We start from the raw sequence: 25,348 nt of genomic DNA on the forward strand, positions 1-25,348 counted from the left end.
AATTTAAGTTAATAAAAAAATAATTGTTTATTTTTAAAATAAAAAAATGAATATTTATAAGTTTTCAGCAAATTTCGACAAACATACTAAACAAAAAGTGTTAATATTGTTTTATAGTGTTGTTATTAATATTAAAATAATTAAATTATACAAAAGGAGTTGGTTAATTTGAGTAAAAAAAATGTCATTATCATAGGTGCTGCTGGAAGAGATTTTCATAACTTTAACACATATTATCGCGATAATGAAAATTACAATGTTGTAGCATTTACAGCTGCACAAATACCGGATATAGATAACCGAAAATATCCTGCTGAATTAGCAGGTAGCTTATACCCAGAAGGGATCCCTATATATGCAGAAGAAAAACTGCCTGAGCTAATTAAGGAATTAAAAGCAGATGAATGTGTTTTTGCCTACAGTGATGTGAAGTATGACCATGTAATGGGTATCAGTGCTATTGTAAACGCTGCAGGGGCAGATTTTAAACTTCTAGGGCCAACTAAAACAATGATTAAAAGTAACAAACCTGTGATATCTGTATGCGCTGTTAGAACAGGCTGTGGAAAGAGCCAAACAACTCGTAAGGTTATAGAGCTTCTAATGGAGCAGGATCTTAAAGTTGTTGCAGTAAGACATCCAATGCCATATGGTGACTTAGTAGCACAAAAAGTTCAAAGATTTGCTTCTTTAGAAGATTTGAAGAAACATAACTGTACCGTAGAGGAAATGGAAGAATACGAGCCACATGTAACTCGTGGAAACATTATATATGCTGGTGTTGATTACGAAGCAATATTAAGAGCAGCGGAGCAAGATCCTGATGGCTGTGATGTAATTGTATGGGATGGCGGTAATAATGATTTCTCATTCTACAAACCAGATTTTGCAATTACAGTACTAGACCCACATCGTCCTGGACATGAGTTGAGCTACTATCCAGGGGAAGTTAATTTAAGAATGACAGATGCAGCAATTATTAATAAAATTGATAGTGCAGACACGGAGTCAGTGCTTAAAGTAGAAGAAAACATTAAAAATGCAAATAAACAAACTGCAATTATTAAGGCTGAATCGAAGATAACAGTGGATGATCCAAAAGTAATTAAAGGAAAACGTGTACTAGTTGTAGAAGATGGTCCTACGTTAACCCACGGAGAAATGACAATTGGAGCAGGAACAATCGCAGCTCAACGTTTTGGAGCCAAGGAACTAGTAGATCCGCGCCCATACACAGTAGGAAAATTAAATGATACATTTAAAATTTATAAAGATATAGGTGTGCTATTACCTGCTATGGGTTATGGCGAACAACAATTAAAAGATTTAGAAGAAACAATTAACAAAACCGACTGTGAGGCTGTAGTTATTGGTACCCCAATTGATTTAACAAGAATTATCAATATCCACAAGCCTTGTACCCGTGTACACTATGAGCTAGATGAGGTAGGTAGCCCAAATCTAAATGAAATGTTAAATGATTTTATAAAAAAACATAAGCTTTAAAACAAAGTCCCTTAAACATATAAGTTTAGGGGATTTTGTTTTGCTTAATAGTAGTTATAGTGGAATAGAAAGAGGCAGATAAGTATTAAGAAGAACAAAATTATTTAGTTAGAATATAATGTATTGACCAATCAAGAAACCTAAAAACTTGATTTATATATTAGGAGGTGAAGAGATGCCAAATAGTTGTGACAGAATTGTTCAAACTGATATTGGTTGGCAAGTGAAGCTATTAGAGCCACAGGAAAGTGCGACAACAGCAACTACTTTTGTATATGAATTAACTCGTGTAAATAATTCAAGACAAATGAGCAATATACGAATTTGTATATGTCCAGAAATATCTGATGCTGACAGATTAGCATTATTAGCTTCTTGTTCCCTTGAAGTATACTTCGATAATAATACAGAGTTTGATTGCAGTGGGCCTAATGAAGATTGCTGCTTTATAGATAATATAATTCCAAGGCCGGCTGAAAATCCAGCAGCTTGTAAGGGATTGAAATTTGATAATATACCGTCTGGTGAGGGGGATGTTGAACAAGAACGGATTATTTTGACTTTAACTTTAACTCAGCCCCTTCCAATAGGACCAGTTACTATGGGTCTAAAAGCAGGAATAGATAATGATACTCCGCTTATTTGTGGACCTGTATGCGAGGAGATTATTCCACCAACCCGCAGTATTATCCTTTAATTAATTCATATTACTAGATGAGATTGTTAAGTAAATAGATTATCTCATCTAGATTTTTTGAACCTTAAAGTAGAGTTTTGCATAAGTTATAATATAACGGGATTATTAAAAAGAATAAATGTGTTAATTGGAGGGTGTAACTATGATAGAAAACTCAATGATGTACGTTTTGTTTATTACTATAATGCTAATACAGTTTTTAACTGGTGTTACACTTAAAAAGGATTTAAAAAAAATGTTTTTACAAATAGAAGCACAAAAAAATGTAATAAAAGAGTTGAAAAATGCCTACCAAACAAAAACAGATAAAAAGAATCTAGAAAATCTAATCAGGCAAAAAGTTCAACATAACCAATACGAAGCAGATAAGATCAATAGAACAACAAAGCAGCGTATAGCTAGAGAAGAAGATGAAAAGAGTCTAAAAAGGAAAAATAATGAAGTAAGAAGTGTTGATAAAATACCGCATCTTAAAGAAAGTGAAACATTTCTTTTTGCAAATGAAATAAAACTAGACAAAAAAAAGAAATTAATTGAAATGGACTTTCAAGTGGATGTAAAAAACAAATAATTTAAAAATAAACAGTCAAATATTTTAGGCCAAAAGTAAAAAACAATTATACTTGCGGTCTTTTTAATTTAATCTTTTCAAGCACATTTAATTACTAACACCATATGATAAAGTAAGCCAGATAGAGGGGAGGGTAATTAAATGTCATATATTTTAAGTGCTGGAACTGTAACGCTTCCAGAGATTTTTGATCAACAACAACAGCGATTAGATCTTGGGGTTACAGAAGTAGAGGATGTTATTGTTTTGGGTCAAATTACAGAATGTGAAACTGGAGAACCAATTGTAGGTGCAATTGTAAAGTATTTTTTTACAAATCCATTTACAGGGGAACTTGAGGATGTATGCCATACTTTTTCAGGTTGCGATGGTTACTACATGATTCGAATTCCACCAACAGTGGAAGTTTTCAATCCTGAAACAGAAGAATTCGAAGACTTTAATTTAGCGAACCAGACCATAACCATTATGGCTGTAGGTTCGGATTGTCCTGATACACTAGAACCTTGTGAGTGTCCAGAATAAGAGGTGGATAATTAATAATTTAGAACAGAGGGCTTTAGATTGATCGTCCTCTGTTTTTTTACGTGTTAACTAGATAATAATTTTTTAAAATGTCTCGGTTTAAACAAAAAATCATACAATATACAAAGGGGATATATTTACTAAATGGGGGATTAACCATGTCTATAAATTTTATGAATTTAAAGGAATTTGATAAAGTTGCCTGCATTATTGCAGATAAAATATTTGCCCAGTGTAAAAAAAATGTATGCATTCCTAATGCAGAGATTCCTTTTGAAAATCGAAAAATAAAACAAATTATATTTAGTAATGGAATCATTAAAAACGGGAGTCTAAGCATTAACACCATTAAAAACCAATCAAACTTCAAACGAGTAGTTTTTGAAGTTGAAGTGCCATTTCAAGCTGAAAGTAATGACGAAAAAGTCTATAAAGGTCTTATATCCAACATAAAACAAGATCTTATATTATTTATGCCAGATGCTAACAGAAGTGAGTTTGATTTTGAAGTAAAGTTAGATACAAGATCACAGGTGTTAGAGGAAGTTACGGAGCAGAACGAGATATATTATAAATTTGGTATAACCTTATTGATTAGTGTTGTTGGAAGGGTACAGTTATTCATTCCCTATATGGGATTTTGCCCTGAAGCACCAATATGTATCGACTTTGAGCTTGATCTGTGCGAAAAATTCCATGATGCACCTTTTCCTGATTTTTATCCGCCACAACAACCTGAACGAAAGAGAATACTGATAAGAAAGGATATAAAAGTTAGAAAGATAAATGATGTAATTGTATACGGACATATCAAACAATGTTATACCAAAAAGCAGGTAGAAGGAGCAATAATAAAAGCATTTTATAAAGATAAACAAGGCATTCTCAGGGACATTTGCCACACTTATAGTGGCTGTGACGGGTACTATATGTTAAGAATTCCCCCAAAATTTGAAGGCGAAACAATCACAATGATGGTCAGTAAAGACAACTGCACCGATTCGCCAGAATCTTGTGAATGTGAAACATAATTTATTATGAGGGAATGAAGTTAAATGGCTAAGCGAGAATTTGAATGGTTTAAGAATAGTTCTAGTAAAAAAAAATGGACCATAATGATATACGCTAATGGTAACAATGAACTAGAGCCTGAGATATACGAAAGGTTTCTTCAGCTTAAAAAAGAATCCATTAACAACAATATAAATATTATTGTACAGTTAGGGCGAGCACCAGGAAGTCTAGTGGAATTATTAAGACCGAAAAAAAATTTAGCTAAACGTGAGGAGTGGAGTGGCGTTCGCAGGTACCTTATCAAGGATAACCATGCAGTAGAATTAGATGATCTAGGAAATATAAATATGGCTGACCCAAATAGTTTATCGGATTTTGTTATATGGGGGATGAAAAAATACCCATCTACGAGAAATATGGTTATTATGTCAGGCCATGGTGCAGGATTTGTAGGAGTTATGACCGATTACATGCAGGACTATCCTTATATGATGAATATACAAGGTCTTACAAGTTGTCTTTATAAAATTAAAGAAAAAACTGGAAAAAGTATAGATTGTATGCTCCTTGATACTTGTTATATGAACATGGTGGAAGTTTGGTATGAAATATCCATGATTCCTAATAACCCTATTAAGCACTTGTTAGTCACAACTAAGAATGTTGCTCTAGAAGGTCTTCCTTATCACTTACTTATTAGATACTTACACGGTAAAAAGAAGCTCTCAGAGGATTTAGCGTTTGCGACTAAGTCTTTCAATAAGATTTTTGTTAGGCGAAACAAGCTTCAAGTGGTAAAACTAAATAAAAAGAGGTTCAGAAATCTAAAAAAAGAGGTTGATTTGATAAGTAAATTTTTATTTAAAAATAAAATAAATTTAAAAGATGAGTTTAATCAATGGTGCCATTGTTCCACAAAAGATCCTTTAATTGGTTTGCTTGATTTGGAAGATTTGTTTATTGAGAGGTTTTCAAATCTGTATTTTAAAAAACTAAGGTTAAAAAAAATTTTAGGAAAAATCATTATTTACCCTGAGCTTACTTGTATTACACCAAAAACAAACCAAGGACCTGCACTTTATTTACCGCGTGCACCACAACAGTACGCCACATTAAAATCTTTTTATAAAGACTTATTATTTTTAAAAAATAGCAGTTGGCTTGCAGTTTTAGGAGATAAAGAGGACATTTCAAAATCTGTTACACAAGATAAAGAGAAAAAATACGATGCTATACCACCTCCTATTAAGATCCCCCTTGTGTATGTAGTAGGGGTGATTATGGATCAGAATCCAGAGATTACATTTGATGATGCATGGAATCAACTTCAGAAGTTAAATTGGAATAAATTCAAAAAAAAATAAATTGATAATAATTCTATCACATTAATGCTTTATAATAGAAAAAAGTTCTATTACAATGAAACTGGTAGAGGAAGGTGGTAAAATGAAAAAAATTTTAATTGCTGAAGACGAACAAAAAATGCGTGAACTTATAAAAACTTATTTAGAAGCAGAAGGTTTCAATTACGTTGCTGCCAAGGATGGTGAAGAGGCAATAGAAGTATTTAAAGAATCCGTATTCGATGCTGTCATATTAGATGTTATGATGCCCAGAATTGATGGTTGGTCTGTATGTAGGGAAATTAGAAAAACTTCTGATATTCCAATTATTATGCTTACAGCTAGAGGAGAAGAGTATGATAAACTATTTGGTTTTGAGTTAGGTGTAGATGATTACATTGTAAAGCCCTTTAGTCCAAAAGAACTCATGGCAAGACTTAAGGCAGTGATTAGAAGAAGTTTAAAGATAGAAGAATCCGATCAACTAGGGGTTATGGAATTAAATGAATTGATTATTAATACAAGTTCTCGGGATGTTTACATTAATAATAAACTAATAAAGCTAACACCAAAAGAATACGAACTTCTGGTTTATTTAGTTTATAATAAAAATAAAGCTTTAAGCAGACAGCAAATATTAAATGGCGTTTGGGGTGCAGATTTTTTCGGAGATGACAGAACTGTAGACACTCATATCAAAATGTTAAGAGAGAGATTGCAGGATTATAAACGTTATATTACTACAGTTTGGGGAGTAGGATATAAATTTGAGATAGGAGATAATAATGAATAAAATATCACGCAAGTTAATTTTGGGTATGATTGCATTTACATCATTGACAATAATTATTTTGTGGGTGTATCAATCTGTTTATTTAGAGAAGTATTATATGAAAAGCAAACTTGATCATATAAGACAAGCTGTTGAGAACACAAGAATTCACTATGAAGAAGAAAATATGTTAGAACTGCAGGAATATGCTGAAAAAATCTTTTATACACATAATATTTCTATTGAAGTTAGTTATTTAAATGGACAATCTTTATTCATATCAGGGCATATGAAGGGAAGAGGACAACTTTTAAATAATAAAATATTTAAAAGCAATTACTTAAAAGAAATTATAGAGACTGGGGAAATAACAAATATTACTCAATATAATAGATTAAATACGGACGTATTAACATACTCAAAACTAATAACTGACGCTGAGTACATAATAACTGGAAGTATACCAATAGAACCTATTAATGAGACAATTGAGATACTTCAAAAACAGCTTATAACAATATCATTTATTTTATTCATAATAGCAATTATTATAGGAACACTTATATCTAAGGTATTTCTAAAACCTATCCAAAAGCTTAACCAATCAGTTAAAGCTATGAAAGAAGGAAATATGAACGTTAGAGTAGATGTAACAACAAGTGATGAAATAGGTACACTGTCAAAAAACTTTAATAGTATGACAGAGCAATTATTAAAAGTTGATAAGTTAAAAAAAGATCTGATTGCAAATGTTTCCCATGAACTAAGGACACCTTTAGGTTTAATACAGGGATATGCTGAACTAATACGTGATATTAACGGGGAAAATAAAGAAAAAAGAGATGAAAATTTAAATGTAATTATTGAAGAAACAAATAGGTTAAGTCGTGTTGTAGATAACATTTTAGATTTTTCACAAATACAGTCTGGATATCTAAAACTTCAAAAAGAGGTGTTTAATATTACAGATCTAATAAAAAATACTATAGACAAGTACAAACTAATTGCAACACAAAAAGAGATCAAATTAATCTTAGAATATAGCGGGGGAAAAAACAATGTTTATGGGGATTATAAAAGAATAGAACAGGTTGTACATAATTTAGTATCTAATGCACTTGAACATACTCATGCAGGGGGAAAAATTAAAATTACGATTACAGAAGAGAGTCAAGGCACAAAAGTTCAAATACAGGATACCGGTGTGGGTATATCTAATAAAGAGCTACAATATATCTGGAATAGACACTATAAGTGTTCTCATAACTCAAATAGAGGGACAGGTTTAGGTCTTTCAATTGTAAAAAGCATTTTAGAAGCCCATGAAATACCTTATGGTGTAGATAGTGAGGTTGGAAAAGGGAGTACTTTTTATTTTACAATTAGTAAAAAATTGGTTTCATAGTAAAAACATATTTTGATCATACTTCTATCACAATTGATGGCTATACTATTTTGTAAAGACAGTAACATTAGTCTTTGTAAAATTGTAAAGGAGAGGATATCAATGAAAAGAACAAAATTAACAGGTTTAGTAGTAGGAGTTACTACTATCATACTTGGGACTGGCATTATGGCTTATGCTAGTGAGTATTCAAGTCCTGTAGAAAACCTTGCAGCTCTAACTGATACACCCGTAGAAACCTTATATGAGGAAAAAGGGGATCTCACATTTGGGGCTTTAGCTAATGAAAAAGGTGTTTTAGAAGAATTTAAAGAAAACAATCTAATTAATAAAAAGGCAATATTAGAACAAAGAATTGTGGCGGGGAAAGTAACACAAGAAGAAGCAAGTCAAATCTATAGTAAGTTAGAGGAACGGCAAAGGGATTGTGATGGAACGGGGATTCATCAGACAGAAGAAAAACTTGGCATGAGATTTGGAACTGGAAAAGGGAACGAAGATAGAAAAGCAAGAAATGAAGGTCAGGGATATCGTGAAGGAAATGGAAATAGATATAATCGAAGAGGAATGCAATAAAGAAAATTATAAAGATTACAAGCCACTTGTTATTTACAACAAGTGGCTTGTAATTTTACTTAATTTGTTTCATCATTTCTTCCATAGCACCATTTTGCATCATAGTCATCATCCATTGTTCAGCCACCCTTTTATTTAACAGCGACAGTGTAGGGAAGGTATGCTGCATCATAACAATGTTAAACATAGTAAGTCTATTTTGCATTGCAAGGACCCATTCATGTATTAGCTCACTACCAGCCTCACCACAAATAGTTACACCATATATTGTACCACGGAGATCCGTAATAACTTTAACAAAACCAGTAGTGTGACCTTCAGAAGCAGCTCTTGTGTAATTTGCATAATCTTCTTTAACTACTATATAGTCAGTTCCTTTTTCTTTAACTTCCCTTTCTGTCATGCCAACTTGTGCAATCTCTGGTTTAGTAAAAACAGCCCAAGGGACTAAATGGTTACTTCTTTTTAAGGATTCTGCTGGCTCCGGTGTAAACATACTCATTAGAGATAGCATACTTTGATGCATTGCGGCATGTGATAGTAGTGACTTGCCATTACAGTCTCCTAAGGCAAAAATGTGAGGTTGAGAGGTTTTATTATATTCATCAACGATAATACCTCGTTTATCAAAATCAATACCTGCTTTTTCTAGGTTAAGGGGTTCTAATACCGGTTGCCTACCTGTTGCAACAAGAAGTTTATCCGATTCCAGTACACCATTAGTAGTATGTGTATAAATCTTATTATTTTTTTGTTCAACTTTTTCTATTTGGGTATCATTGAATACCTTAATACCTTCTTTTTTAAACTGATCTTCTAAAACATGTCCTGCTTCTTCATCACCAATTGGAACTAAAAAAGAGTTTTTTTGTACAACTGTAACCTTAGAACCCAATCTAGAAAAAGCTTGGGCTAATTCACTACCAATAGCTCCTCCTCCAATTATAGTTAGTGACTCTGGTACTTCTTCTAATGCAAAAACATTTTGATTAGTTAAAATAGGCACATCTTGTATCCCTGGAATTGGTGGTATAAAAGGTTCGGTACCAGTAGCAATAAAAATAGTTTTTCCTTCATATTTTTCTCCATCTACCTCTACTGTGTGGGAGTCAACAAAACTAGCTAATCCTTTATCGATAATTAGATCTACTCCGGGAAACATTTTCTCTGCCATCTGATTATTTATTTTAGGGGTTTTTGTCCGAACATTATCCATTGGTGCCGAAGAAGTAATTTCAGATGTTGACTTTAGACCAAAGAAGTCAAGTTTTTTTGTTGAGTAAGCTACTTCTCCAATTTTTAACATTGCTTTACTAGGGATACAACCGTAATTTAAACATTCTCCACCTACTTTATGGGATTCTATAGCAAGTACCTTTAAACCCATGAGTGGTGCCATACCGGCAATAGCCATACCTGCAGGTCCCAGTCCTATAACAATAGCATCATACTTATTCATGTACTAAACTCCTTTACCTATATAATTTAAAAAATAATATAACAATAGTATTTAAAAAGTATATTATATTTATTCTCTGTTACTTAAACTACAATTTTTAACAATTTATATTTGGGAGTCTAATTATAAGACAATGAGAAATAATATATTAAACTGATCTTTTAGGAGTGAAACCATGATTAATAGAATTTTGTATGCTATAGTAATTATTTTTTTAGTTGTATCTTATAGAAAAGATGAAAAGAAAACAAAGATGGCTTTGAAAAAAGCTTGGAAAGCCTTTGAGAATATCTTGCCTCAGTTTTTAGGTGTTATTATTTTGGTGGGTATTTTATTAGCGGTCTTAAACCCAGAAGTAATAGGCGCTATACTTGGTGGACAGTCAGGTTGGTTGGGTGTAATTATATCTGCTGCAATTGGTGCAGTGACACTAATACCTGCTTTTGTGGCTTTTCCAACTGCTGCATTATTATTAGAAAGTGGTGCTGGGATTGCTCAAATAGCAGCATTCATATCCTCTTTGATGATGGTAGGGGTCATAACCATACCTATTGAAAGTAAGTATTTTGGCAGAAGACTAACAATGTGGCGAAACATAAGTGCATTTCTATTTGCTTTTATTGTAGCTTTTATTATGGGGAGGGTTATAGGAGGATGAAAAATACAGCAGGTAAAAATCCGTCTATGAGAACTATGTTAAAGCGATATCGTTTTTTTGCTATAACGATTGTTGCATTAGGCATACTTACAGCAGTGAATGCTGAAATGGGAAGAGAAGCAATAGATGTTGTAGGTTTTAGTTTTAGAGAGATGGCGATGGTTATTCCACCAGTTTTTATTTTACTAGGTCTTTTAGATGTATGGGTCCCTAAGGAAACAATGGTAAAATACATGGGAGAAGGTTCCGGTATAAAAGGAGTAATAATAGCTTTTACATTAGGTTCAGCTGCGGCGGGCCCATTGTATGGTGCCTTTCCTGTAGCATTAGTATTAATGAAAAAAGGGGCAACATTTAGTAATATACTAATTTTTATTGGTGCCTGGTCCACAACGAAAATACCTATGTTTTTATTTGAAATGGCTGCACTAGGATCTGACTTCGCAGTAACTCGGTTATTGATTAATATACCTGGAATATTAATTATTTCATTTTTACTAGATAAGTTTGTTGTAACAAAAGAAAGAGATAATATTTATAAGTTGATAAATGAAATAGAAGATTGAAGAAACTAAATAAAAATTAGTTAAATAAATATAGAAATATACAAAGATCGCAAAAAACACAAAATTATTTGCGCAATTTATGATGAGCTTGAGAACTTTAAATACTAAAAAGTTATCTTCGTTTAAAAAGCACAATTCAAAGTAGATATTATTGTCTACTTTGAATTGTGCTTTTTATATTGATGAAATTAGATGCATTCCATAAAATGATGTGCTATAATTATGGAAAAATTAAGAAATTAATATTGAAATTAACTGTTAAAACATCTAAACAAGATAAAGGTTATATACAAGGAGGGAATAATTTGTTAAAAGTATCTCATCTAAAAAAACAATATGGAAAAGTAGAGGCTGTAAAAGGGATAGATTTTGAAGTAAAGCCCGGTGAAATATTAGGATTTTTAGGACCTAACGGTGCAGGAAAAACAACAACAATTAAAATTTGTAGCGGTCTTTTATTACCTACTGAAGGTCAAGTAAATCTTTGTGGGTATGATATTGTTACTAATCCTACTGAAGCTAAAAAGCATTTAGGGTATGTCCCTGATGATCCTTTTTTATATGATAAGTTAACAGGAAGACAGTTCTTAAACTTTGTTGGGGAAATGTATGGTGTTGATCCTAAACTCAGAATAGAGAGAATAGATTACCTATTAGATAGATTAGACCTGCAAGAAAAAAGTAACGAACTAATAGGTGGGTATTCAAGAGGGATGAAAAGAAAAATAGCATTAATGGCAGGAATTATTCATCAACCAAAAATTTTATTATTAGATGAGCCGACTTTAGGCTTAGATGCAGTTAGTGCAAAAAATGCAAAAGACATTGTAAAAGAAATGGCCTATAAAGAAAATACTGCGGTGTTACTGACCACTCATGTCATGGAGATTGCAGAACAAATATGTGATAGGATTGCTGTTATTGCAGGTGGTAGGTTAGTTGCTGTAGGAACATTAGAAGAGTTACAAAAGAAGGCCCAAAAGGGAACTACGTTAGAAGAAGTTTTTGTAAACATTACTAGTGAATCAGATCCGGTACAAGGGTAGGTGATTTAATTTATGAATACATTAAAGTTACTCTATAAAAATCAATGGTCAATGTTTATTAACAGATATTTTAGAACTAGAAATAAAGGGATTGTAAACATACTTATTGCTTGTGGTATTTTAGGTTTATTAAGCTTAGGGGTTTACTTTTTAAATACAAAAGTAGTAGGAAGATTTGGAGACTTTCCTAGTGAACAAGGTTATGCAGTAGCTACCGTAATGTACTCAGTAGTTTTTCTATTGATATTTGCTTTTCAATTTTTTGCAAGCCTCTTAGGCCTAATTAATAATTTTTATCAATCACCTGATATGGGTTTCTTGGTTTCTAAACCTCTAAATTCAGGAATTATTCTAATATATAAACTGTTAAATCATACTTGTAACACAATTATAAAAGAAGCGATATTTTTTGTGCCTGTTGTAATTGCTTTAAGTATATCAGTACAGGCTAATGCCGTTTTTTACATATTAATGCCGTTGATCTATTTTATGATTGCGACAACGGCTGCCAGTATTGGGGTATCCTTAGGAATATTGTTTCTAACAAAATTTTCTATAAAATCCTATAGGTATTTTGTAAATACAGGTAATTTTTTATTAACAGCTTTAGTGTGGGTATTTATATTCTTTGGTGTAAAAGCACCTAGTTTTATCCCTCTAGAGGACATTTTTAAATGGTTATTTAACACAGCTTATTTATATCTTATATTTCCATTTATATCAGGTGGAGAGCTATTAGGAAAGATAGCTTTGGGGGCATCACCAAAGGAACTGGTTATGCCGACCCTATTTTTAGTAGGCGTTACAGCTTTAATAGTGATAGCAACATATTGTATAGCGAAAAAATATTTTTACAAGGGTTGGATGAATAGTACACCGGTTGAAAAAGTGAAAACTACAAATAAGAAAGTTACAAATAAGAAAACACCAGAAAGAAACTTAACACCAATTTTATGTATGGTAAAATATGAGTGGATAAGAGCCTGCAAAAATTTCGACATTATGGTAGGTAGTTTAGTATTTTATGCCCTGTATAGTCTTTTAGTTTATTTTACAATAAAGATAGGAAGTAGAAACCCGTTATTATTTAGTGCATTAGCCATGGCAGGTGGAATATTTTTAGTTACTACTGGTACATCAGTACCTTTTGAAAGTAGTGAAATCACGAAAAATCCTTTAACGGCTAAGTATCAGCACTCTCTGATTAAATTTATGCCTGTTTCTTCACAGGAGGTAATACTATCAAGAATTATTATGATTTTTATTCCTAGCATAGTAATTTTAACAATCGGGTTAACGATATCATCAATTTTTTTACAGTTAACCTTAATTGAATGGATCGTAATTATACTAATACAAATATTCATTACAACTGGATATTTTTATATGAGTCAATCCGTTGAAATGATTTACTTTCAAAAATATTTCGAAAGCAACAAATTTATTGGAGGCTTAATTTCGTTTTTGATAATACCAGCATATCTTTTACTTACGATAGGTCTATATGTAATTTATAGCATAGAGCTACGGTTTTTATCGAACTTACAGCGTTTTTTAAATCTACCATTAATAATAGTAATTGCCGTATCCACTGTTATCGTGCAGATTACGTATATTTCAAATATAGGTAAAAGAGCGTGGGACAAAATGGAATTCTAAGCGCAAAGAGGTGAAGTGTGGTGTTAGAACTGGATTTTTTATCATGGCCATTAATTTTATTTTTAGTATTAATCTTTATAGATCATTTCGATTTTACGAAAACAGATACTACAAAAAAAATTATTATAAGGAAAATTAACAAGAAAGAAGGGATAGAAATGACCCATGAAGTAATAAAAAAATATATAGGTAAAATTTGTGAGGTGCATACCTTAGACCAATATGTAGAAGGAAAGATAACGACCGTAGATGACAAATGGATGGAAGTTGAGGTTGAGGAGAAAAAAAGTAAAAGCCTAGAGCTTGTTAATTTAGATTTTGTAGAAAAAATTTCTGTAAAAGTATAGAATCTTAACAAAGTTAAGGTTATGTGATCCATTTGAATTATAATCAATGAGTGGAGGAATAGTAATGGAACCTAAGTATAAGACGACATTTAGTGTAATAGGCGCGATTATAGTATTGTCAATTTTAGCAACTATTTTCTTAAATACAACTTTCGGAAAAGATGTTTTTGAAAGTTTGCCAAGAATTCGGTTAAGGTAATAAAAAAAATAAAATTGTCTTTTTAAAAAGATAATTTTATTTTTTTATCTACAGTGATAAAATTAAGTGAGCAAGGCTAGTGCTTTTATATGAAAGGAAAGAGACGAATATGAAATATAGAGTAAACCCAAAAAATAATGATAAACTTTCTGCACTAGGTTTTGGATGTATGCGTCTACCAAAGGATCAAAAAGAAGTAGAAGAGCAGATTATTTACGCTATAGAAAATGGTGTGAATTTTTTTGATACGGCTTATATTTATCCAAATAGTGAAGTGAAATTAGGGCGAGTACTTTCAAAAGGGTATCGTGAACGGGTTAAGATTGCAACAAAGTTACCTCCTTACCTAGTAAAAAAATATGAAGATCTAGATAAAATATTTTATGAAGAGTTGGAACGATTACAAACAGATTATATTGACTATTACTTTATGCACATGCTAACGGATATTAACATTTGGAAAAGACTTCTAGATATAGGTATTCTTAAATGGATTGAAGAAAAGAAAGCAAAGGGTGAAATTATTAATATTGGTTTTTCCTATCATGGAGGAAGAGAGGAATTTATAAAACTTATTGATGCCTATGAATGGGAATTTTGTATGATCCAATATAACTATCTAGACGAAAATAATCAAGCAGGAAAAAGCGGCCTAAAATATGCTGCAGCTAAAGGATTACCAGTGATGGTTATGGAACCTTTAAGAGGTGGAAAATTGGTAACAAACTTGCCAAAAGAAGTCTATGAAGTATGGGATAAAGCTGACACTAAGCGTACGCCGGCAGAATGGGCCTTTCGCTGGATCTATAATCACCCAGAAGTAACAGTAGTATTATCAGGAATGAATTCACAGGAAATGATTGAAGAAAATATTAGAGTGGCATCGCAGGCCGAAGCAAATACTTTTACAGAAGATGATTACGAATTATTTAACAAGGTACGAAAAATTTTAGATGAAAAAATCAAAATACCATGTACAGCTTGTGATTATTGTTTACCATGCCCAGTAGGGGTAGATATACCAACTTGTTTTTCCTGTTATAATGACAGGGAGATAGAAGGTAAAATTACAGCCATCGGAAAATATATTATGCAGACCAGCTTTAAAAGTCAGGCTCAAAATGCTTCTCTATGTATTAAATGTGGTAAATGTGAAAAACACTGTCCACAAAATATAGCGATTATAGATGAGTTAGCCAAAGTTTCTAAAGCTATGGAAGGCTTTTATTATAAACCCGCTAGATTTTTTATAAAACGATTTATGAAGTTATAATAATTGATACTGATCAGTGCCCCAGTGTAACTGGGGTACTTTATTTTTTTTGAATAGATTGTGCTACTGTACCAATCGTTGACAATAGAAAAAATTAAACATATAATTATAATAACATATGAATATTTGCTCATATGTTATTATAAGAAGGAGTGAAAGAAGTTATGAAAGATACAAAGTGTAAAATTGTTAAATGTGATAGTACGATTATACATGAAGATATTATTAACGCTGTAAAAGAGAGTATGCCAGAAGAAGAAAGGCTATATGATTTAGCAGAAATATTTAAAGTTTTCGGTGATACAACGAGGATTAAAATTCTGTATGCTTTGTTTGCCTCGGAGATGTGTGTCTGCGATATTGCTGTTTTATTAAACATGACTCAATCTGCAATATCACATCAATTACGGGTTTTAAAGCAAGCTAGACTTGTAAAATTTAGAAAAGAAGGTAAAGTTGTTTATTATTCTTTAGATGATGACCATATCAAACAAATTTTTGATCAAGGGCTAAACCATATTAATGAAAGGCGATAGGTATTAATAAGTTTAAATAATTCAATTATGAAAGTAATATAGGCAAGACCTGCGGCACTATAAGGAGGCAAAAACGTTGAGTGTAGATATAAAGTTAAAAAAAGAATTAATATTAGAAGGCTTAGATTGTGCAAATTGTGCTACAAAAATAGAGTCGGAAGTTAATAAAATTGATGGGGTAGTTGCTTCTGTAAATTTTATTACAAAGACACTTACCGTTGAAGTTGATAACAATATTAATTTAGATGGTATATTAGTAACTGTAAATGCGATTGTAAATCGTCATGAACCACATGTTGTAATTAAAGAAAAAAAGATAACAAAAGGTGAAAAAAAGTCTTTAGTACTAGTTGGGTTAGGATGTGCAAACTGCGCTACAAAAATTGAAAGTCAAATAAAAAACCTTGCTGGTGTAAAAAAAGCAAGTGTTGACTTTGTATCAAGAAAATTAATGATTGAAGCAAATAATAAATCGGATTTAAAAAGGATTGTTGAAGAAGCAGAAGTTATTATTAAAAAAATAGAGCCGGATGTAAAAGTTATAGCAGTAGAAGAAAACCTGAATAAAGAAAATGATCATGAGGTAAATAACAATAAAAATGAATTAATTAAACTTGCTGTAGGGGGAACTTTATTCGGTATTGGCTTGATTTTAGATTTATCAAGTTCCCTTAACCTCATGATATTTTTATTAAGTTATATGATCGTTGGAGGAGAAATTGTACTTAAAGCTACAAATAATATAAGAAGAGGCCAAGTGTTTGATGAAAACTTTTTAATGAGTATTGCAACCATTGGTGCATTCATCATTGGAGAGTACCCAGAAGGGGTAGCAGTGATGCTGTTTTACAAAGTAGGAGCATTTTTTCAAGATTTAGCTGTTAACCGTTCAAGAAGATCTATTAGTGCATTGATGGATATAAGACCGGATTTTGCAAGGGTCATCAATAATGGAGAGGAAAATCAGGTATCCCCTGAAGATGTAAATGTTGGAGATATGATTATTGTAAAACCAGGAGAAAAGGTACCATTAGATGGGAAGGTAGTAGAGGGAAATTCGATGATAGATACATCCGCCTTAACCGGAGAATCAATACCAAGAGAAGTTTTAACAGGGGATGATGTATTGAGTGGTTGCATTAATCAAAACGGTGTACTAGTGATAGAAGTGACAAAGGAATTTAGTCAATCAACGGTATCAAAAATTTTAGATTTAGTTCAAAATGCCGCCAGCAGAAAAGCCCCGACGGAAAACTTTATAACAAAATTTTCAAGATATTACACACCTATAGTTGTAGGCATAGCAGTTGTTCTTGCCACGCTACCACCACTTATCCTCCAAGGGGCAACATTTTCTGAGTGGGTGTATAGAGCCTTGGTATTTTTAGTTATTTCTTGTCCATGTGCCTTAGTCGTGTCAATCCCACTAGGATTTTTTGGAGGCATAGGAGCAGCCTCTAAAAGAGGAATATTAGTAAAAGGAAGCAACTACCTAGAAGCATTAAATAATGTAGAAACCATTGTTTTTGATAAAACTGGAACATTAACAAAAGGTGTATTCAACGTAACAGAAATCAATCCTATGAGAAATTATACAAAAGAAGGACTATTAAAATATGCCGCATATGGTGAAAGTTACTCAAATCATCCAATTGCAACATCAATTCTAAAAGCCTATGGAAAAGATGTAGATAAGAGAAAAATTGAAGCTTATGAAGAGATTCCTGGCCATGGGGTTAAAGTAAAGATTGAAGGAGATGAAATACTCGTTGGCAATATTAAATTAATGCATCGAGAGAATATTGTATTTAAAGAGCTGGAGTCAACAGGAACACAAGTACACGTAGCACTTAACAAAGTATATGCCGGTAACATTGTAATTGCAGATGAGGTTAAGAAAGATTCCGAACATGCAATAAAGGAACTTAAAAATCTAGCAGTGAAAAACAGAGTAATGCTCACTGGAGACACAAATGCTGTTGCACAGAAGATCGGCAAGCAGTTAGGGATAAACAATGTGTTTGCAGAGTTACTGCCCACTGAAAAAGTCGAAAAACTTGAATTGCTTTATAAATCTGTCAAAGGAAAACTCGTGTTTGTTGGCGATGGTATTAATGATGCTCCGGTGCTGGCAAGAGCAGATATTGGGGTAGCAATGGGAGGCTTAGGTTCTGACGCTGCTATAGAAGCAGCAGATATTGTCATTATGACTGACGAACCTTCTAAGATCGCTACTGCAATAAAAATAGCAAGAAGAACAAGAAAAATCGTATGGCAAAATATTGTTTTTGCTATGGGGGTAAAAATATTATTTTTAGCATTAGGTGCCTTAGGCGTTGCTTCACTATGGGAAGCTGTATTTGCAGACGTTGGTGTATCGGTGATTGCAGTATTAAATGCCATGAGAGTCATGAGGCCTGATTAATACTGTAATTACTCTTAAAAAACAAAAGTGTGAAAAAGAACCGATTAAAGTAGTAAAAATTACTTTAATCGGTTTTTATTCTTCTACAGATTATTAGGCAATATATAATTATGGATATATTTAGAAAAAAGTGTTGACCGAAGTGGTCTAAAAGGATATACTTAAAACATAAAAGTAGACTACGGTGGTCGAAAAAAGGAAGGTGATCATTTGAATGATAAGTTTTACAACTTAGATGCAGACAAAAAAGAGCGTATTTTAAGTGCAGCATATAAAGAATTCACAGAGAAAAAGTTTGAGCAAGCTTCTACAAACCGAATAGTTAAAAATGCAAGCATTGGAAAAGGAATGTTGTTCTACTATTTTAATAGTAAAAAAGAGCTCTATTATTATTTAATCGATCATGGTATTAAATTTATCAAGGAGCGCTATTTAGAAGAAATTGATGAAAATATGGGAGACTTTATCGAAAAATGTAAGCAAGGTAGTAAAGTTAAACTAAAAGCATATACTGAAAAACCATATATTTTTAATTTTTTTGCAACGAGTTACTTAAATAAAGATATGACGCTTAGTGACGAATTAGAAATTAAACTTTTAGAACTGCGCCAATTAGTTTATGAGAAAATATATAGAAACATTGATAAAACTTTGTTTCGTGAAGATATAGATCCGGGTGATGGAATACGTTTAATTCGGTTATCTATGGATGGCTATGAAAAGGAATTGTTAGAAAAGTTAAAAGGTAAAAAAATTACAGAGCTAGATACAGATATCGACCCATATTGGGAAGATTTCTATAACTATTTAGATTTATTAAAAAAAATATTATATAAATAAGGGGGTAAAAAATTATGGAAATGATAAATTTAGTGAATGTGACAAAAAAATATGGTGAATTTACAGCTTTAAAAAATGTAAATTTAACTGTAAACAAAGGTGAAGTATATGGTTTTATTGGTCCAAATGGCGCTGGGAAAACAACTTCAATAAGAATACTTTTAGGTATTTTGAATGCAACTGAGGGGCAAGCGACGATCTTGGGTAAAGATGCCCGAAAAGAAGCTGTAGAAATTCACAAAAGGTTAGCATATGTACCAGGAGATGTAAACCTTTGGCCTAACTTAACCGGTGGTGAAGTAATTGATCTATTCACAAAACTAAGAGGTGGAGACAACAAAAGTCATCGTGAAGCATTAATAGAGCGGTTTAATCTTGATCCAACAAAAAAGTGTAGAACATATTCAAAAGGTAATAGACAAAAAGTGGCTTTAATTGCTGCCTTTGCTTCTGATGCAGATCTATATATTTTAGATGAACCCACTTCAGGTCTAGATCCGTTAATGGAAAGAGTATTTCAGGAATGTGTAAAAGAAGTAAAAGATAAAGGGAAAAGTGTACTCTTGTCTAGTCACATTTTATCAGAAGTAGAAAAGCTATGTGATAAAGTGAGTATTATTAGGCAGGGTGAAATAATTGAAACGGGAACATTAGATGAATTACGGCATTTAACACGCACCCATGTTTTTGTGAAAACAAGAAAAGCAATAGAGGGTATTAATGCATTGAAGGGAATACATGACTTGTCCGAGGAAAAGGGTGGATTGGTCTTCCAGGTAGATAGTGAAGAGATGGGTAATGTAATTAAACACATTAGTCAGTTTGAAATATTAAAACTAGAAAGTGCACCACCGGCACTAGAAGACCTTTTTATTCGTCACTATGAAGGAGAGAAAGGAGTGAAATAATGACTAAAGCACTTTTTACAAATACAAGTCTGTTAACGAGATCAATGTTAAAAAGAGACCGTATTAAGCTATCAATTTGGATTATTATGTTAGTCTTTTTTACTTTAATTATTCCACCTGCATTTGATGAGCTATATCCTACTGATGAAGCTCTACAAGCAATTGCAGAAACCATGAGAAATCCTGCCATGACAGCAATGGTTGGGCCAGGTTACGGATTAGATAATTATAATATTGGTGCTATGATGGGGCATCAAATGCTTTTATTTACAGCTATTGGTGTTGCGCTGATGAGTATTTTTTTAATTACCCGGCACACTAGAGCTGACGAAGAAGAGGGAAGAATAGAGATGATACTATCCTTACCTGTAGGACGCCTTTCCAACTTAGGTGCAGCTACAATTCTTTCTGTAATAGCAAATGTTAGTCTTGCACTAATTGTAGGGTTTGGTTTGTATGCTTTAGGAATGGATAGTATGCCATTAGGACCATCATTACTTTATGGTACTGCTCTTGGAGCAGTAGGTATTTTCTTTACAGGTGTGACAATATTATTTGCACAGCTTTCATCAACGCCCAGAGGTGCTTTAAGTTTTTCTTTCGGTGTACTTGGGATAAGTTATATTATGAGAGCTATAGGCGATGTTAGTAATGAAGCACTTGCAGTAGCCTCACCTTTAGGCCTAATTCTGAGGACAGAAGTATTTGTTAACAACTACTGGTGGCCAGCAATTGTGACAATTGCTGTTGGGACAGCAATAGGTGCACTAGGTTTTTATTTAAGTGCTGCAAGGGACTTAGGCGCGGGAATTTTGCCTGCTAAACCAGGAAGAAGACATGCAAGCAGATTTTTACAAAGTCCTTTAGGCTTAGCACTACGCTTACAGAGAACATCAATCATTGTATGGATCATTGGCTTATTTATGCTTGCTGTAATGTATGGATCAATTTTCGGAGATTTAGAAATGTTTTTTGAAGACAACGAGATTATACAACAAATGCTACCTCCAAGCGTCGGTTTTAGTTTTGCAGAACAATTTGTATCTGTGATTTTATCAATTGTGGCGATTCTATCATTAGTAGCTGCTTTAATCATGTTATTAAGGTTAAAGGGAGAAGAAAAGAAAAATCGTACGGAGCATATATATTCCTGTGCTGTATCTAGAACCAATGTAATGGGAGCATATTTTAGTATTTCTGTATTTACCGCTATTGTTACATTACTTATATCAGTTATTGGCCTTTGGGCTGCAAGCTACTCGGTAATGGATGTTCCTATGGCATTTGGTTTAGTTTTTAAAGCCGGATTTGTCTATCTGCCCGCAATGCTTTGTATACTAGGGTTTGCAAATTTACTACTAGGTTATTTACCGAAAGCCACAAGTTTAAGTTGGGTAATCGTATTTTACTCCTTTGTGGTTGCATACTTTGGACAATTATTAAATTTTAGTGACTGGGCAAAATTCATTACACCCTTTGGGCATATACCAAACATACCAATGGAAGAAGTAAATGTTATAACATCACTTGTTTTGGTTGGTTTAGGTGCTGTATTTAGTTACCTAGGGTTTATAGGGTATAACAAAAGGGATATACAAGGATAATGATCTATAATTGTAATAGTAAGTTATAACAAGTTAACAAACAAAAGAGGTGCTTTCTTTTTGAAAGCACCTCTTTTTTAAAAAATCTGAAAATGTTATTGTGGAATTTACTCAAATACATATGAAAACTTGAGATATAAGTTTATAAAAGATATAATGGACTGAGTAAAAAAATCAAAAGTTTTACAATCATAACAAACTAAAAGTAAAAGTGAAAAATAGATGTCAAGAAAACAGGGGTGATAATAATGGACTGGTTAAAGAAATTTATGTATGGGAGATCTGGCGGTGATCAGCTATCGATTTTTTTATTTTGTATTTCAATTCTATTAACGTTAGTGGGTCAGATAGTAGGGATATCTCTGTTAATAATGATTAGTTACATTCCTTTAGGGATTGCCATCTATAGAATATTCTCAAAAGATGTACAAAAAAGACGTATGGAAAACTACAAGTTTGCTATACTTATGAGTCCTCTTTATGCAAAATTTAAAAAAGTACAAAATAGGATTACTTGTGCAAAAACACATAAATATTTTAAGTGTACGAAGTGTAAAACAGCACTACGAGTACCAAAGGGCAAGGGGAAAATTATGGTGACCTGCCCTAAGTGCAAACTAAAATTTAGTAGAAAGACGTAATTCAGACTAAATAAAAACTTTGACATAGTAAGGAGAGACTAACCTTCAATGACGATAATAAATAAGCTATTAGGAAAAATTATATATTCAATAGGTTCGTTCTTAGCTGTCGTATTAGATATCTTAATAGGGATAATCGAGACGGTTGTATTAACTGTAAGAAGTATAACGAAGGGTTGTTTTGCTTTAATAAGCATGGGCGGTTGTTTATTTATATTATTATTTGCCGGGCCATTAGGTCTTAGAATATTAGCCCAACCTGGAGGACTTTTTATTGTATTATTTTTATTAATATTTCCAGTACTTGGTGCAAGTATGGTGTCCTACTTAAGATATTTAAAGTATATATGGACAGAATTTTTATTCAATCTTGGAAATTACTTAAATGATAAGAAAAAATATCAGTATAAACCGCTTAGAGAATTTCAACTAGCCTATAGAAGAGCAGAGGAAGAAAGAAGAAAAGAAGAACAACGTCGTCGTTATGAAGAACAAAAAGAATGGGCAGAGCGATTTGCAAGGTGGCACCAACAAAACGCTCATAGAGGTCAAGGGGGATATAGTAGTTACGGTGGACAAGGTAATCAAGGCTTTTCAAATCCCTATGTAGAATTTAAAAATAAGTACGAAAAGAGCTGCGATACATTAGACGTTCCTTACGATGCTGATAAAAATAAAATAAAATTAGCATATAGAAAGAAGGCTAAGATACACCATCCTGATTTAAATAAGGATAAGGATACGACAAAAGCCTTTCAAGAAATTACAAATGCATATGAGTTTCTAAATGAAGACAATATACAAAGGTATAAGAGTATAAAAAATCGTTAATTAAAAACGAGAAAAATAAAAATTGATCCTTAATTAAAGGATCAATTTTTTTATGAAGGTGCTCGGACAGCTTTGTTTAATAGTTAGTGGTACTATTAAGCTCGTAATTTTTAGTGGTATTTACCTTGATACCTTTACTTAATATAATGTCTTTGGTTTCCCGTTCATAAGTACATTTATTAAACTCTAAAGGACAATTTAGGCGGTGCTTACAAGTGTTACATGCAATTTTTTCAAGGGATCTTTTTTCTTTGCTTGAAATATTAATTAGTTCAATAAATTGTTTTTTATTTGTAAGTGTTTCAGTAATATATGATTGAACAGCTTTAGTATAATGTTTTTTAATTAAATAAAGTGCTTTTCTTCGGTCGCTTAACTGAATGAGTTCAAGTGATATTTTATTATTTACAATTGTTCCACGAATTGTTTTTGTATTAATTACTATATCAAGATCCTCATAGGGGATATCTAAATAATCAACCGTAGGCCTGATAGTACCAGTAATTTTAATTGGATATAAGTCAACAAGATTGTAACTTTCTTCAATATCAACTTGGAAATATTTATCAAAAAGCTTAGTTCTTGATGATCGTATATAAGGTATTGATAAAGCAATACTAAGTATTAGTAAAATAATACCAGTAGTAGTTAACATAATACCACCCTTTCTTATTTTATTTTAGCACACTATGATGTTAAAATAAAACTGGATAGTTTTACAAAATAAATGATAGATTCAATAAATGAACGCAACATGATATAACGCTAATTAGGAAAGAAGGTAATATTAATGAAGGATGAGTGGAAACAACGTTTAGAAAATCTAAACCAATGGGTAATGGAAGCAGGGAAAGAACAATTGCTACGAATGAATGAAAGTATTGACATATCACAAAAAGATGATGATATTGATTTGGTCACAGAGATGGACATTTGGACGGATGAATTTTTACATGATAAAATAAAAAACTTTTTTCCTAACGATACAATCTTTTCAGAGGAAAAAGGTGGTCAAAGAGGAACATCAGAATATAAATGGATTATTGATCCCATTGATGGGACAACTAATTATGCCCATAGGTTTCCGATGTTTTGTATATCAGTAGCAATTAAACATAAAGAAGAGACAGTAGTTGGTGTTATTTATGCACCAATGATTAAGGAGCATTACCAAGCGGTGAAGGGAGAAGGTACTTTTCTAAATGGAAAGAAGGTACAAGTATCTAGTGTCACTAAAATGACAAGTTCGCTTATAGCAACTGGATTTCCCTATGACAGAAAAACCGATTCTCTAAATAATTTACAACAATTTAATGCGGTCGTTTTAAATGTAGGTGGGATGCGACGAACCGGTAGTGCAGCTTTAGATTTATGTCAAGTGGCAGCGGGACGATTTGAAGCATATTGGGAGTACAAAATTAATCCATGGGATTTTGAAGCAGGACTACTGCTTATACAAGAGGCCGGGGGAAAAGTATATAAAAGACAACTAGAAAAAGGATATTTAGTTATCGCTGGGAACCCTTATATCTTTTCTGAGTTAAGACAATTAATAAAAGAATAATATTGTATATATCATTTATCCTAATATGTAAAATATTTACTATAACTAGAACCTAATTTATTATTTTTCATACTATATATATTAAGATTGAGATAGATAGGTAACGGTGTCTCTTTCTAAATAATATATTATGAAAGCAGGTGTAATATATGAGCGTTCAAAAAGAGGGCGTTTTGGGTGGATTGTTTTCAAGGCACGGAAACAGTAGTTTATTATTTTTCTTCTTACTACTAGTTATAATTTTCTGTAATTGTGGTTTATTTAGAACGTCAGGGGATAGTCTGTTATTCTTCTTCTTATTGCTAGTAGTATTATTTGGTGGAAGAGGATTATTTGGTACTTGGTAATTCAAAAAAACTATTTATAAAAGTCCTGAAAGTTTA

27 protein-coding genes are annotated in these 25,348 nt (G+C 32.3%); 25 read left to right on the plus strand and 2 right to left on the minus strand.

Going from position 1 to position 25,348, the window contains the following annotated elements; translation table 11 throughout:
* Nucleotides 1-168 precede the first annotated feature (168 nt).
* The 9 genes from RH915_RS02780 to RH915_RS02820 all read left to right on the plus strand — a co-directional run bounded on the left by RH915_RS02780 (nt 169) and on the right by RH915_RS02820 (nt 8,409).
* Nucleotides 169-1,506, plus strand: coding sequence for a cyclic 2,3-diphosphoglycerate synthase (locus RH915_RS02780; RefSeq protein WP_310477789.1), 1,338 nt, complete (start codon nt 169-171; stop codon nt 1,504-1,506).
* Nucleotides 1,507-1,681: 175 nt separating this feature from the next.
* Complete coding sequence (locus RH915_RS02785; RefSeq protein ID WP_310477790.1) at nt 1,682-2,203, plus strand: hypothetical protein; 522 nt, start codon at nt 1,682-1,684, stop codon at nt 2,201-2,203.
* Between the two features lie 142 nt (nt 2,204-2,345).
* Nucleotides 2,346-2,774: a hypothetical protein gene (locus RH915_RS02790; RefSeq protein ID WP_310477791.1), complete on the plus strand. Its 429-nt coding sequence runs from the start codon at nt 2,346-2,348 to the stop codon at nt 2,772-2,774.
* 141 nt (nt 2,775-2,915) lie between these two features.
* Nucleotides 2,916-3,299, plus strand: a complete 384-nt coding sequence (locus RH915_RS02795) for a hypothetical protein (protein ID WP_310477792.1) — start codon at nt 2,916-2,918, stop codon at nt 3,297-3,299.
* A gap of 158 nt (nt 3,300-3,457) precedes the next feature.
* Complete coding sequence (locus RH915_RS02800) at nt 3,458-4,330, plus strand: hypothetical protein (protein ID WP_310477793.1); 873 nt, start codon at nt 3,458-3,460, stop codon at nt 4,328-4,330.
* Between the two features lie 24 nt (nt 4,331-4,354).
* Nucleotides 4,355-5,677: a clostripain-related cysteine peptidase gene (locus tag RH915_RS02805; RefSeq protein WP_310477794.1), complete on the plus strand. Its 1,323-nt coding sequence runs from the start codon at nt 4,355-4,357 to the stop codon at nt 5,675-5,677.
* Nucleotides 5,678-5,759: 82 nt separating this feature from the next.
* Nucleotides 5,760-6,449: a response regulator transcription factor gene (locus RH915_RS02810; RefSeq protein ID WP_310477795.1), complete on the plus strand. Its 690-nt coding sequence runs from the start codon at nt 5,760-5,762 to the stop codon at nt 6,447-6,449.
* Entirely contained in the window at nt 6,442-7,833 is a 1,392-nt protein-coding gene (locus RH915_RS02815) for a sensor histidine kinase (RefSeq protein ID WP_310477796.1), read from the plus strand. Before RH915_RS02810 ends, RH915_RS02815 begins: the two co-directional genes overlap by 8 nt.
* A gap of 102 nt (nt 7,834-7,935) precedes the next feature.
* Nucleotides 7,936-8,409, plus strand: coding sequence for a hypothetical protein (locus RH915_RS02820; protein WP_310477797.1), 474 nt, complete (start codon nt 7,936-7,938; stop codon nt 8,407-8,409).
* A 55-nt stretch (nt 8,410-8,464) separates the two neighbouring features.
* Here the strand turns inward: RH915_RS02820 and RH915_RS02825 are convergent, their stop codons facing one another.
* Nucleotides 8,465-9,868, minus strand: a complete 1,404-nt coding sequence (locus tag RH915_RS02825) for a dihydrolipoyl dehydrogenase family protein (protein ID WP_310477798.1) — start codon at nt 9,866-9,868, stop codon at nt 8,465-8,467.
* 175 nt (nt 9,869-10,043) lie between these two features.
* Here RH915_RS02825 and RH915_RS02830 point away from each other — a divergent pair, with 175 nt between their 5' ends.
* The 14 genes from RH915_RS02830 (at nt 10,044) to RH915_RS02895 (ending at nt 23,401) form a co-directional block, all read left to right on the plus strand.
* Nucleotides 10,044-10,526, plus strand: coding sequence for a permease (locus RH915_RS02830; protein ID WP_310477799.1), 483 nt, complete (start codon nt 10,044-10,046; stop codon nt 10,524-10,526).
* Nucleotides 10,523-11,092: a permease gene (locus RH915_RS02835; RefSeq protein WP_310477800.1), complete on the plus strand. Its 570-nt coding sequence runs from the start codon at nt 10,523-10,525 to the stop codon at nt 11,090-11,092. Before RH915_RS02830 ends, RH915_RS02835 begins: the two co-directional genes overlap by 4 nt.
* 305 nt (nt 11,093-11,397) lie before the next feature.
* Nucleotides 11,398-12,138, plus strand: a complete 741-nt coding sequence (locus tag RH915_RS02840) for an ABC transporter ATP-binding protein (protein WP_310477801.1) — start codon at nt 11,398-11,400, stop codon at nt 12,136-12,138.
* A 12-nt stretch (nt 12,139-12,150) separates the two neighbouring features.
* A complete protein-coding gene (locus RH915_RS02845) occupies nt 12,151-13,797 on the plus strand; it encodes a putative ABC transporter permease subunit (protein WP_310477802.1) in 1,647 nt (548 codons plus the stop codon).
* Between the two features lie 17 nt (nt 13,798-13,814).
* Nucleotides 13,815-14,144 (plus strand): hypothetical protein, encoded by a 330-nt coding sequence (locus RH915_RS02850; protein WP_310477803.1) that lies wholly within the window; start codon nt 13,815-13,817, stop codon nt 14,142-14,144.
* Between the two features lie 64 nt (nt 14,145-14,208).
* Nucleotides 14,209-14,343, plus strand: coding sequence for a hypothetical protein (locus tag RH915_RS02855; RefSeq protein WP_310477804.1), 135 nt, complete (start codon nt 14,209-14,211; stop codon nt 14,341-14,343).
* 109 nt (nt 14,344-14,452) lie between these two features.
* On the plus strand, nt 14,453-15,616 hold the full coding sequence (locus tag RH915_RS02860; protein ID WP_310477805.1) for an aldo/keto reductase: 1,164 nt from the start codon (nt 14,453-14,455) through the stop codon (nt 15,614-15,616).
* 164 nt (nt 15,617-15,780) lie between these two features.
* Entirely contained in the window at nt 15,781-16,152 is a 372-nt protein-coding gene (locus RH915_RS02865) for an ArsR/SmtB family transcription factor (RefSeq protein ID WP_310477806.1), read from the plus strand.
* A 76-nt stretch (nt 16,153-16,228) separates the two neighbouring features.
* On the plus strand, nt 16,229-18,577 hold the full coding sequence (locus RH915_RS02870; RefSeq protein WP_310477807.1) for a heavy metal translocating P-type ATPase: 2,349 nt from the start codon (nt 16,229-16,231) through the stop codon (nt 18,575-18,577).
* A gap of 210 nt (nt 18,578-18,787) precedes the next feature.
* The gene (locus RH915_RS02875; RefSeq protein ID WP_310477808.1) at nt 18,788-19,417 is read left to right on the plus strand and encodes a TetR/AcrR family transcriptional regulator; all 630 of its coding nucleotides are present in this window, start codon (nt 18,788-18,790) and stop codon (nt 19,415-19,417) included.
* Between the two features lie 14 nt (nt 19,418-19,431).
* The gene (locus RH915_RS02880) at nt 19,432-20,325 is read left to right on the plus strand and encodes an ABC transporter ATP-binding protein (protein ID WP_331618271.1); all 894 of its coding nucleotides are present in this window, start codon (nt 19,432-19,434) and stop codon (nt 20,323-20,325) included.
* The gene (locus RH915_RS02885; protein ID WP_310477809.1) at nt 20,325-21,929 is read left to right on the plus strand and encodes an ABC transporter permease; all 1,605 of its coding nucleotides are present in this window, start codon (nt 20,325-20,327) and stop codon (nt 21,927-21,929) included. The genes RH915_RS02880 and RH915_RS02885 overlap by 1 nt, the downstream gene beginning before the upstream one ends.
* Nucleotides 21,930-22,177: 248 nt before the next feature.
* The gene (locus tag RH915_RS02890) at nt 22,178-22,570 is read left to right on the plus strand and encodes a hypothetical protein (RefSeq protein WP_310477810.1); all 393 of its coding nucleotides are present in this window, start codon (nt 22,178-22,180) and stop codon (nt 22,568-22,570) included.
* 48 nt (nt 22,571-22,618) lie between these two features.
* Nucleotides 22,619-23,401, plus strand: coding sequence for a J domain-containing protein (locus RH915_RS02895; protein WP_310477811.1), 783 nt, complete (start codon nt 22,619-22,621; stop codon nt 23,399-23,401).
* Between the two features lie 76 nt (nt 23,402-23,477).
* Here RH915_RS02895 and RH915_RS02900 read toward each other — a convergent pair whose 3' ends face one another.
* Nucleotides 23,478-24,056, minus strand: a complete 579-nt coding sequence (locus RH915_RS02900; RefSeq protein WP_310477812.1) for a hypothetical protein — start codon at nt 24,054-24,056, stop codon at nt 23,478-23,480.
* Between the two features lie 135 nt (nt 24,057-24,191).
* Here RH915_RS02900 and RH915_RS02905 point away from each other — a divergent pair, with 135 nt between their 5' ends.
* Both RH915_RS02905 and RH915_RS02910 read left to right on the plus strand, forming a co-directional pair.
* Nucleotides 24,192-24,965 (plus strand): inositol monophosphatase family protein, encoded by a 774-nt coding sequence (locus tag RH915_RS02905; RefSeq protein WP_310477813.1) that lies wholly within the window; start codon nt 24,192-24,194, stop codon nt 24,963-24,965.
* Nucleotides 24,966-25,114: 149 nt separating this feature from the next.
* Nucleotides 25,115-25,312 (plus strand): hypothetical protein, encoded by a 198-nt coding sequence (locus RH915_RS02910; RefSeq protein WP_310477814.1) that lies wholly within the window; start codon nt 25,115-25,117, stop codon nt 25,310-25,312.
* Nucleotides 25,313-25,348 lie beyond the last annotated feature (36 nt).

Origin of the sequence: Serpentinicella sp. ANB-PHB4, assembly GCF_031432315.1 — a bacterium.
Taxonomy (GTDB): Bacteria; Bacillota; Clostridia; order Peptostreptococcales; family Natronincolaceae; genus Serpentinicella.

What these genes read in the sequence shown, in the direction of transcription:
- RH915_RS02785 (WP_310477790.1), top strand. Translation starts at nt 1,682, where the DNA reads ATGCCAAATAGTTGTGACAGAATTGTTCAAACTGATATTGGTTGGCAA.
- RH915_RS02790 (WP_310477791.1), top strand. Translation starts at nt 2,346, where the DNA reads ATGATAGAAAACTCAATGATGTACGTTTTGTTTATTACTATAATGCTA.
- RH915_RS02795 (WP_310477792.1), top strand. Translation starts at nt 2,916, where the DNA reads ATGTCATATATTTTAAGTGCTGGAACTGTAACGCTTCCAGAGATTTTT.
- RH915_RS02800 (WP_310477793.1), top strand. Translation starts at nt 3,458, where the DNA reads ATGTCTATAAATTTTATGAATTTAAAGGAATTTGATAAAGTTGCCTGC.
- RH915_RS02805 (WP_310477794.1), top strand. Translation starts at nt 4,355, where the DNA reads ATGGCTAAGCGAGAATTTGAATGGTTTAAGAATAGTTCTAGTAAAAAA.
- RH915_RS02810 (WP_310477795.1), top strand. Translation starts at nt 5,760, where the DNA reads ATGAAAAAAATTTTAATTGCTGAAGACGAACAAAAAATGCGTGAACTT.
- RH915_RS02815 (WP_310477796.1), top strand. Translation starts at nt 6,442, where the DNA reads ATGAATAAAATATCACGCAAGTTAATTTTGGGTATGATTGCATTTACA.
- RH915_RS02820 (WP_310477797.1), top strand. Translation starts at nt 7,936, where the DNA reads ATGAAAAGAACAAAATTAACAGGTTTAGTAGTAGGAGTTACTACTATC.
- RH915_RS02825 (WP_310477798.1), bottom strand. Translation starts at nt 9,868, where the DNA reads ATGAATAAGTATGATGCTATTGTTATAGGACTGGGACCTGCAGGTATG.
- RH915_RS02830 (WP_310477799.1), top strand. Translation starts at nt 10,044, where the DNA reads ATGATTAATAGAATTTTGTATGCTATAGTAATTATTTTTTTAGTTGTA.
- RH915_RS02835 (WP_310477800.1), top strand. Translation starts at nt 10,523, where the DNA reads ATGAAAAATACAGCAGGTAAAAATCCGTCTATGAGAACTATGTTAAAG.
- RH915_RS02845 (WP_310477802.1), top strand. Translation starts at nt 12,151, where the DNA reads ATGAATACATTAAAGTTACTCTATAAAAATCAATGGTCAATGTTTATT.
- RH915_RS02855 (WP_310477804.1), top strand. Translation starts at nt 14,209, where the DNA reads ATGGAACCTAAGTATAAGACGACATTTAGTGTAATAGGCGCGATTATA.
- RH915_RS02860 (WP_310477805.1), top strand. Translation starts at nt 14,453, where the DNA reads ATGAAATATAGAGTAAACCCAAAAAATAATGATAAACTTTCTGCACTA.
- RH915_RS02865 (WP_310477806.1), top strand. Translation starts at nt 15,781, where the DNA reads ATGAAAGATACAAAGTGTAAAATTGTTAAATGTGATAGTACGATTATA.
- RH915_RS02880 (WP_331618271.1), top strand. Translation starts at nt 19,432, where the DNA reads ATGGAAATGATAAATTTAGTGAATGTGACAAAAAAATATGGTGAATTT.
- RH915_RS02885 (WP_310477809.1), top strand. Translation starts at nt 20,325, where the DNA reads ATGACTAAAGCACTTTTTACAAATACAAGTCTGTTAACGAGATCAATG.
- RH915_RS02890 (WP_310477810.1), top strand. Translation starts at nt 22,178, where the DNA reads ATGGACTGGTTAAAGAAATTTATGTATGGGAGATCTGGCGGTGATCAG.
- RH915_RS02895 (WP_310477811.1), top strand. Translation starts at nt 22,619, where the DNA reads ATGACGATAATAAATAAGCTATTAGGAAAAATTATATATTCAATAGGT.
- RH915_RS02900 (WP_310477812.1), bottom strand. Translation starts at nt 24,056, where the DNA reads ATGTTAACTACTACTGGTATTATTTTACTAATACTTAGTATTGCTTTA.
- RH915_RS02905 (WP_310477813.1), top strand. Translation starts at nt 24,192, where the DNA reads ATGAAGGATGAGTGGAAACAACGTTTAGAAAATCTAAACCAATGGGTA.
- RH915_RS02910 (WP_310477814.1), top strand. Translation starts at nt 25,115, where the DNA reads ATGAGCGTTCAAAAAGAGGGCGTTTTGGGTGGATTGTTTTCAAGGCAC.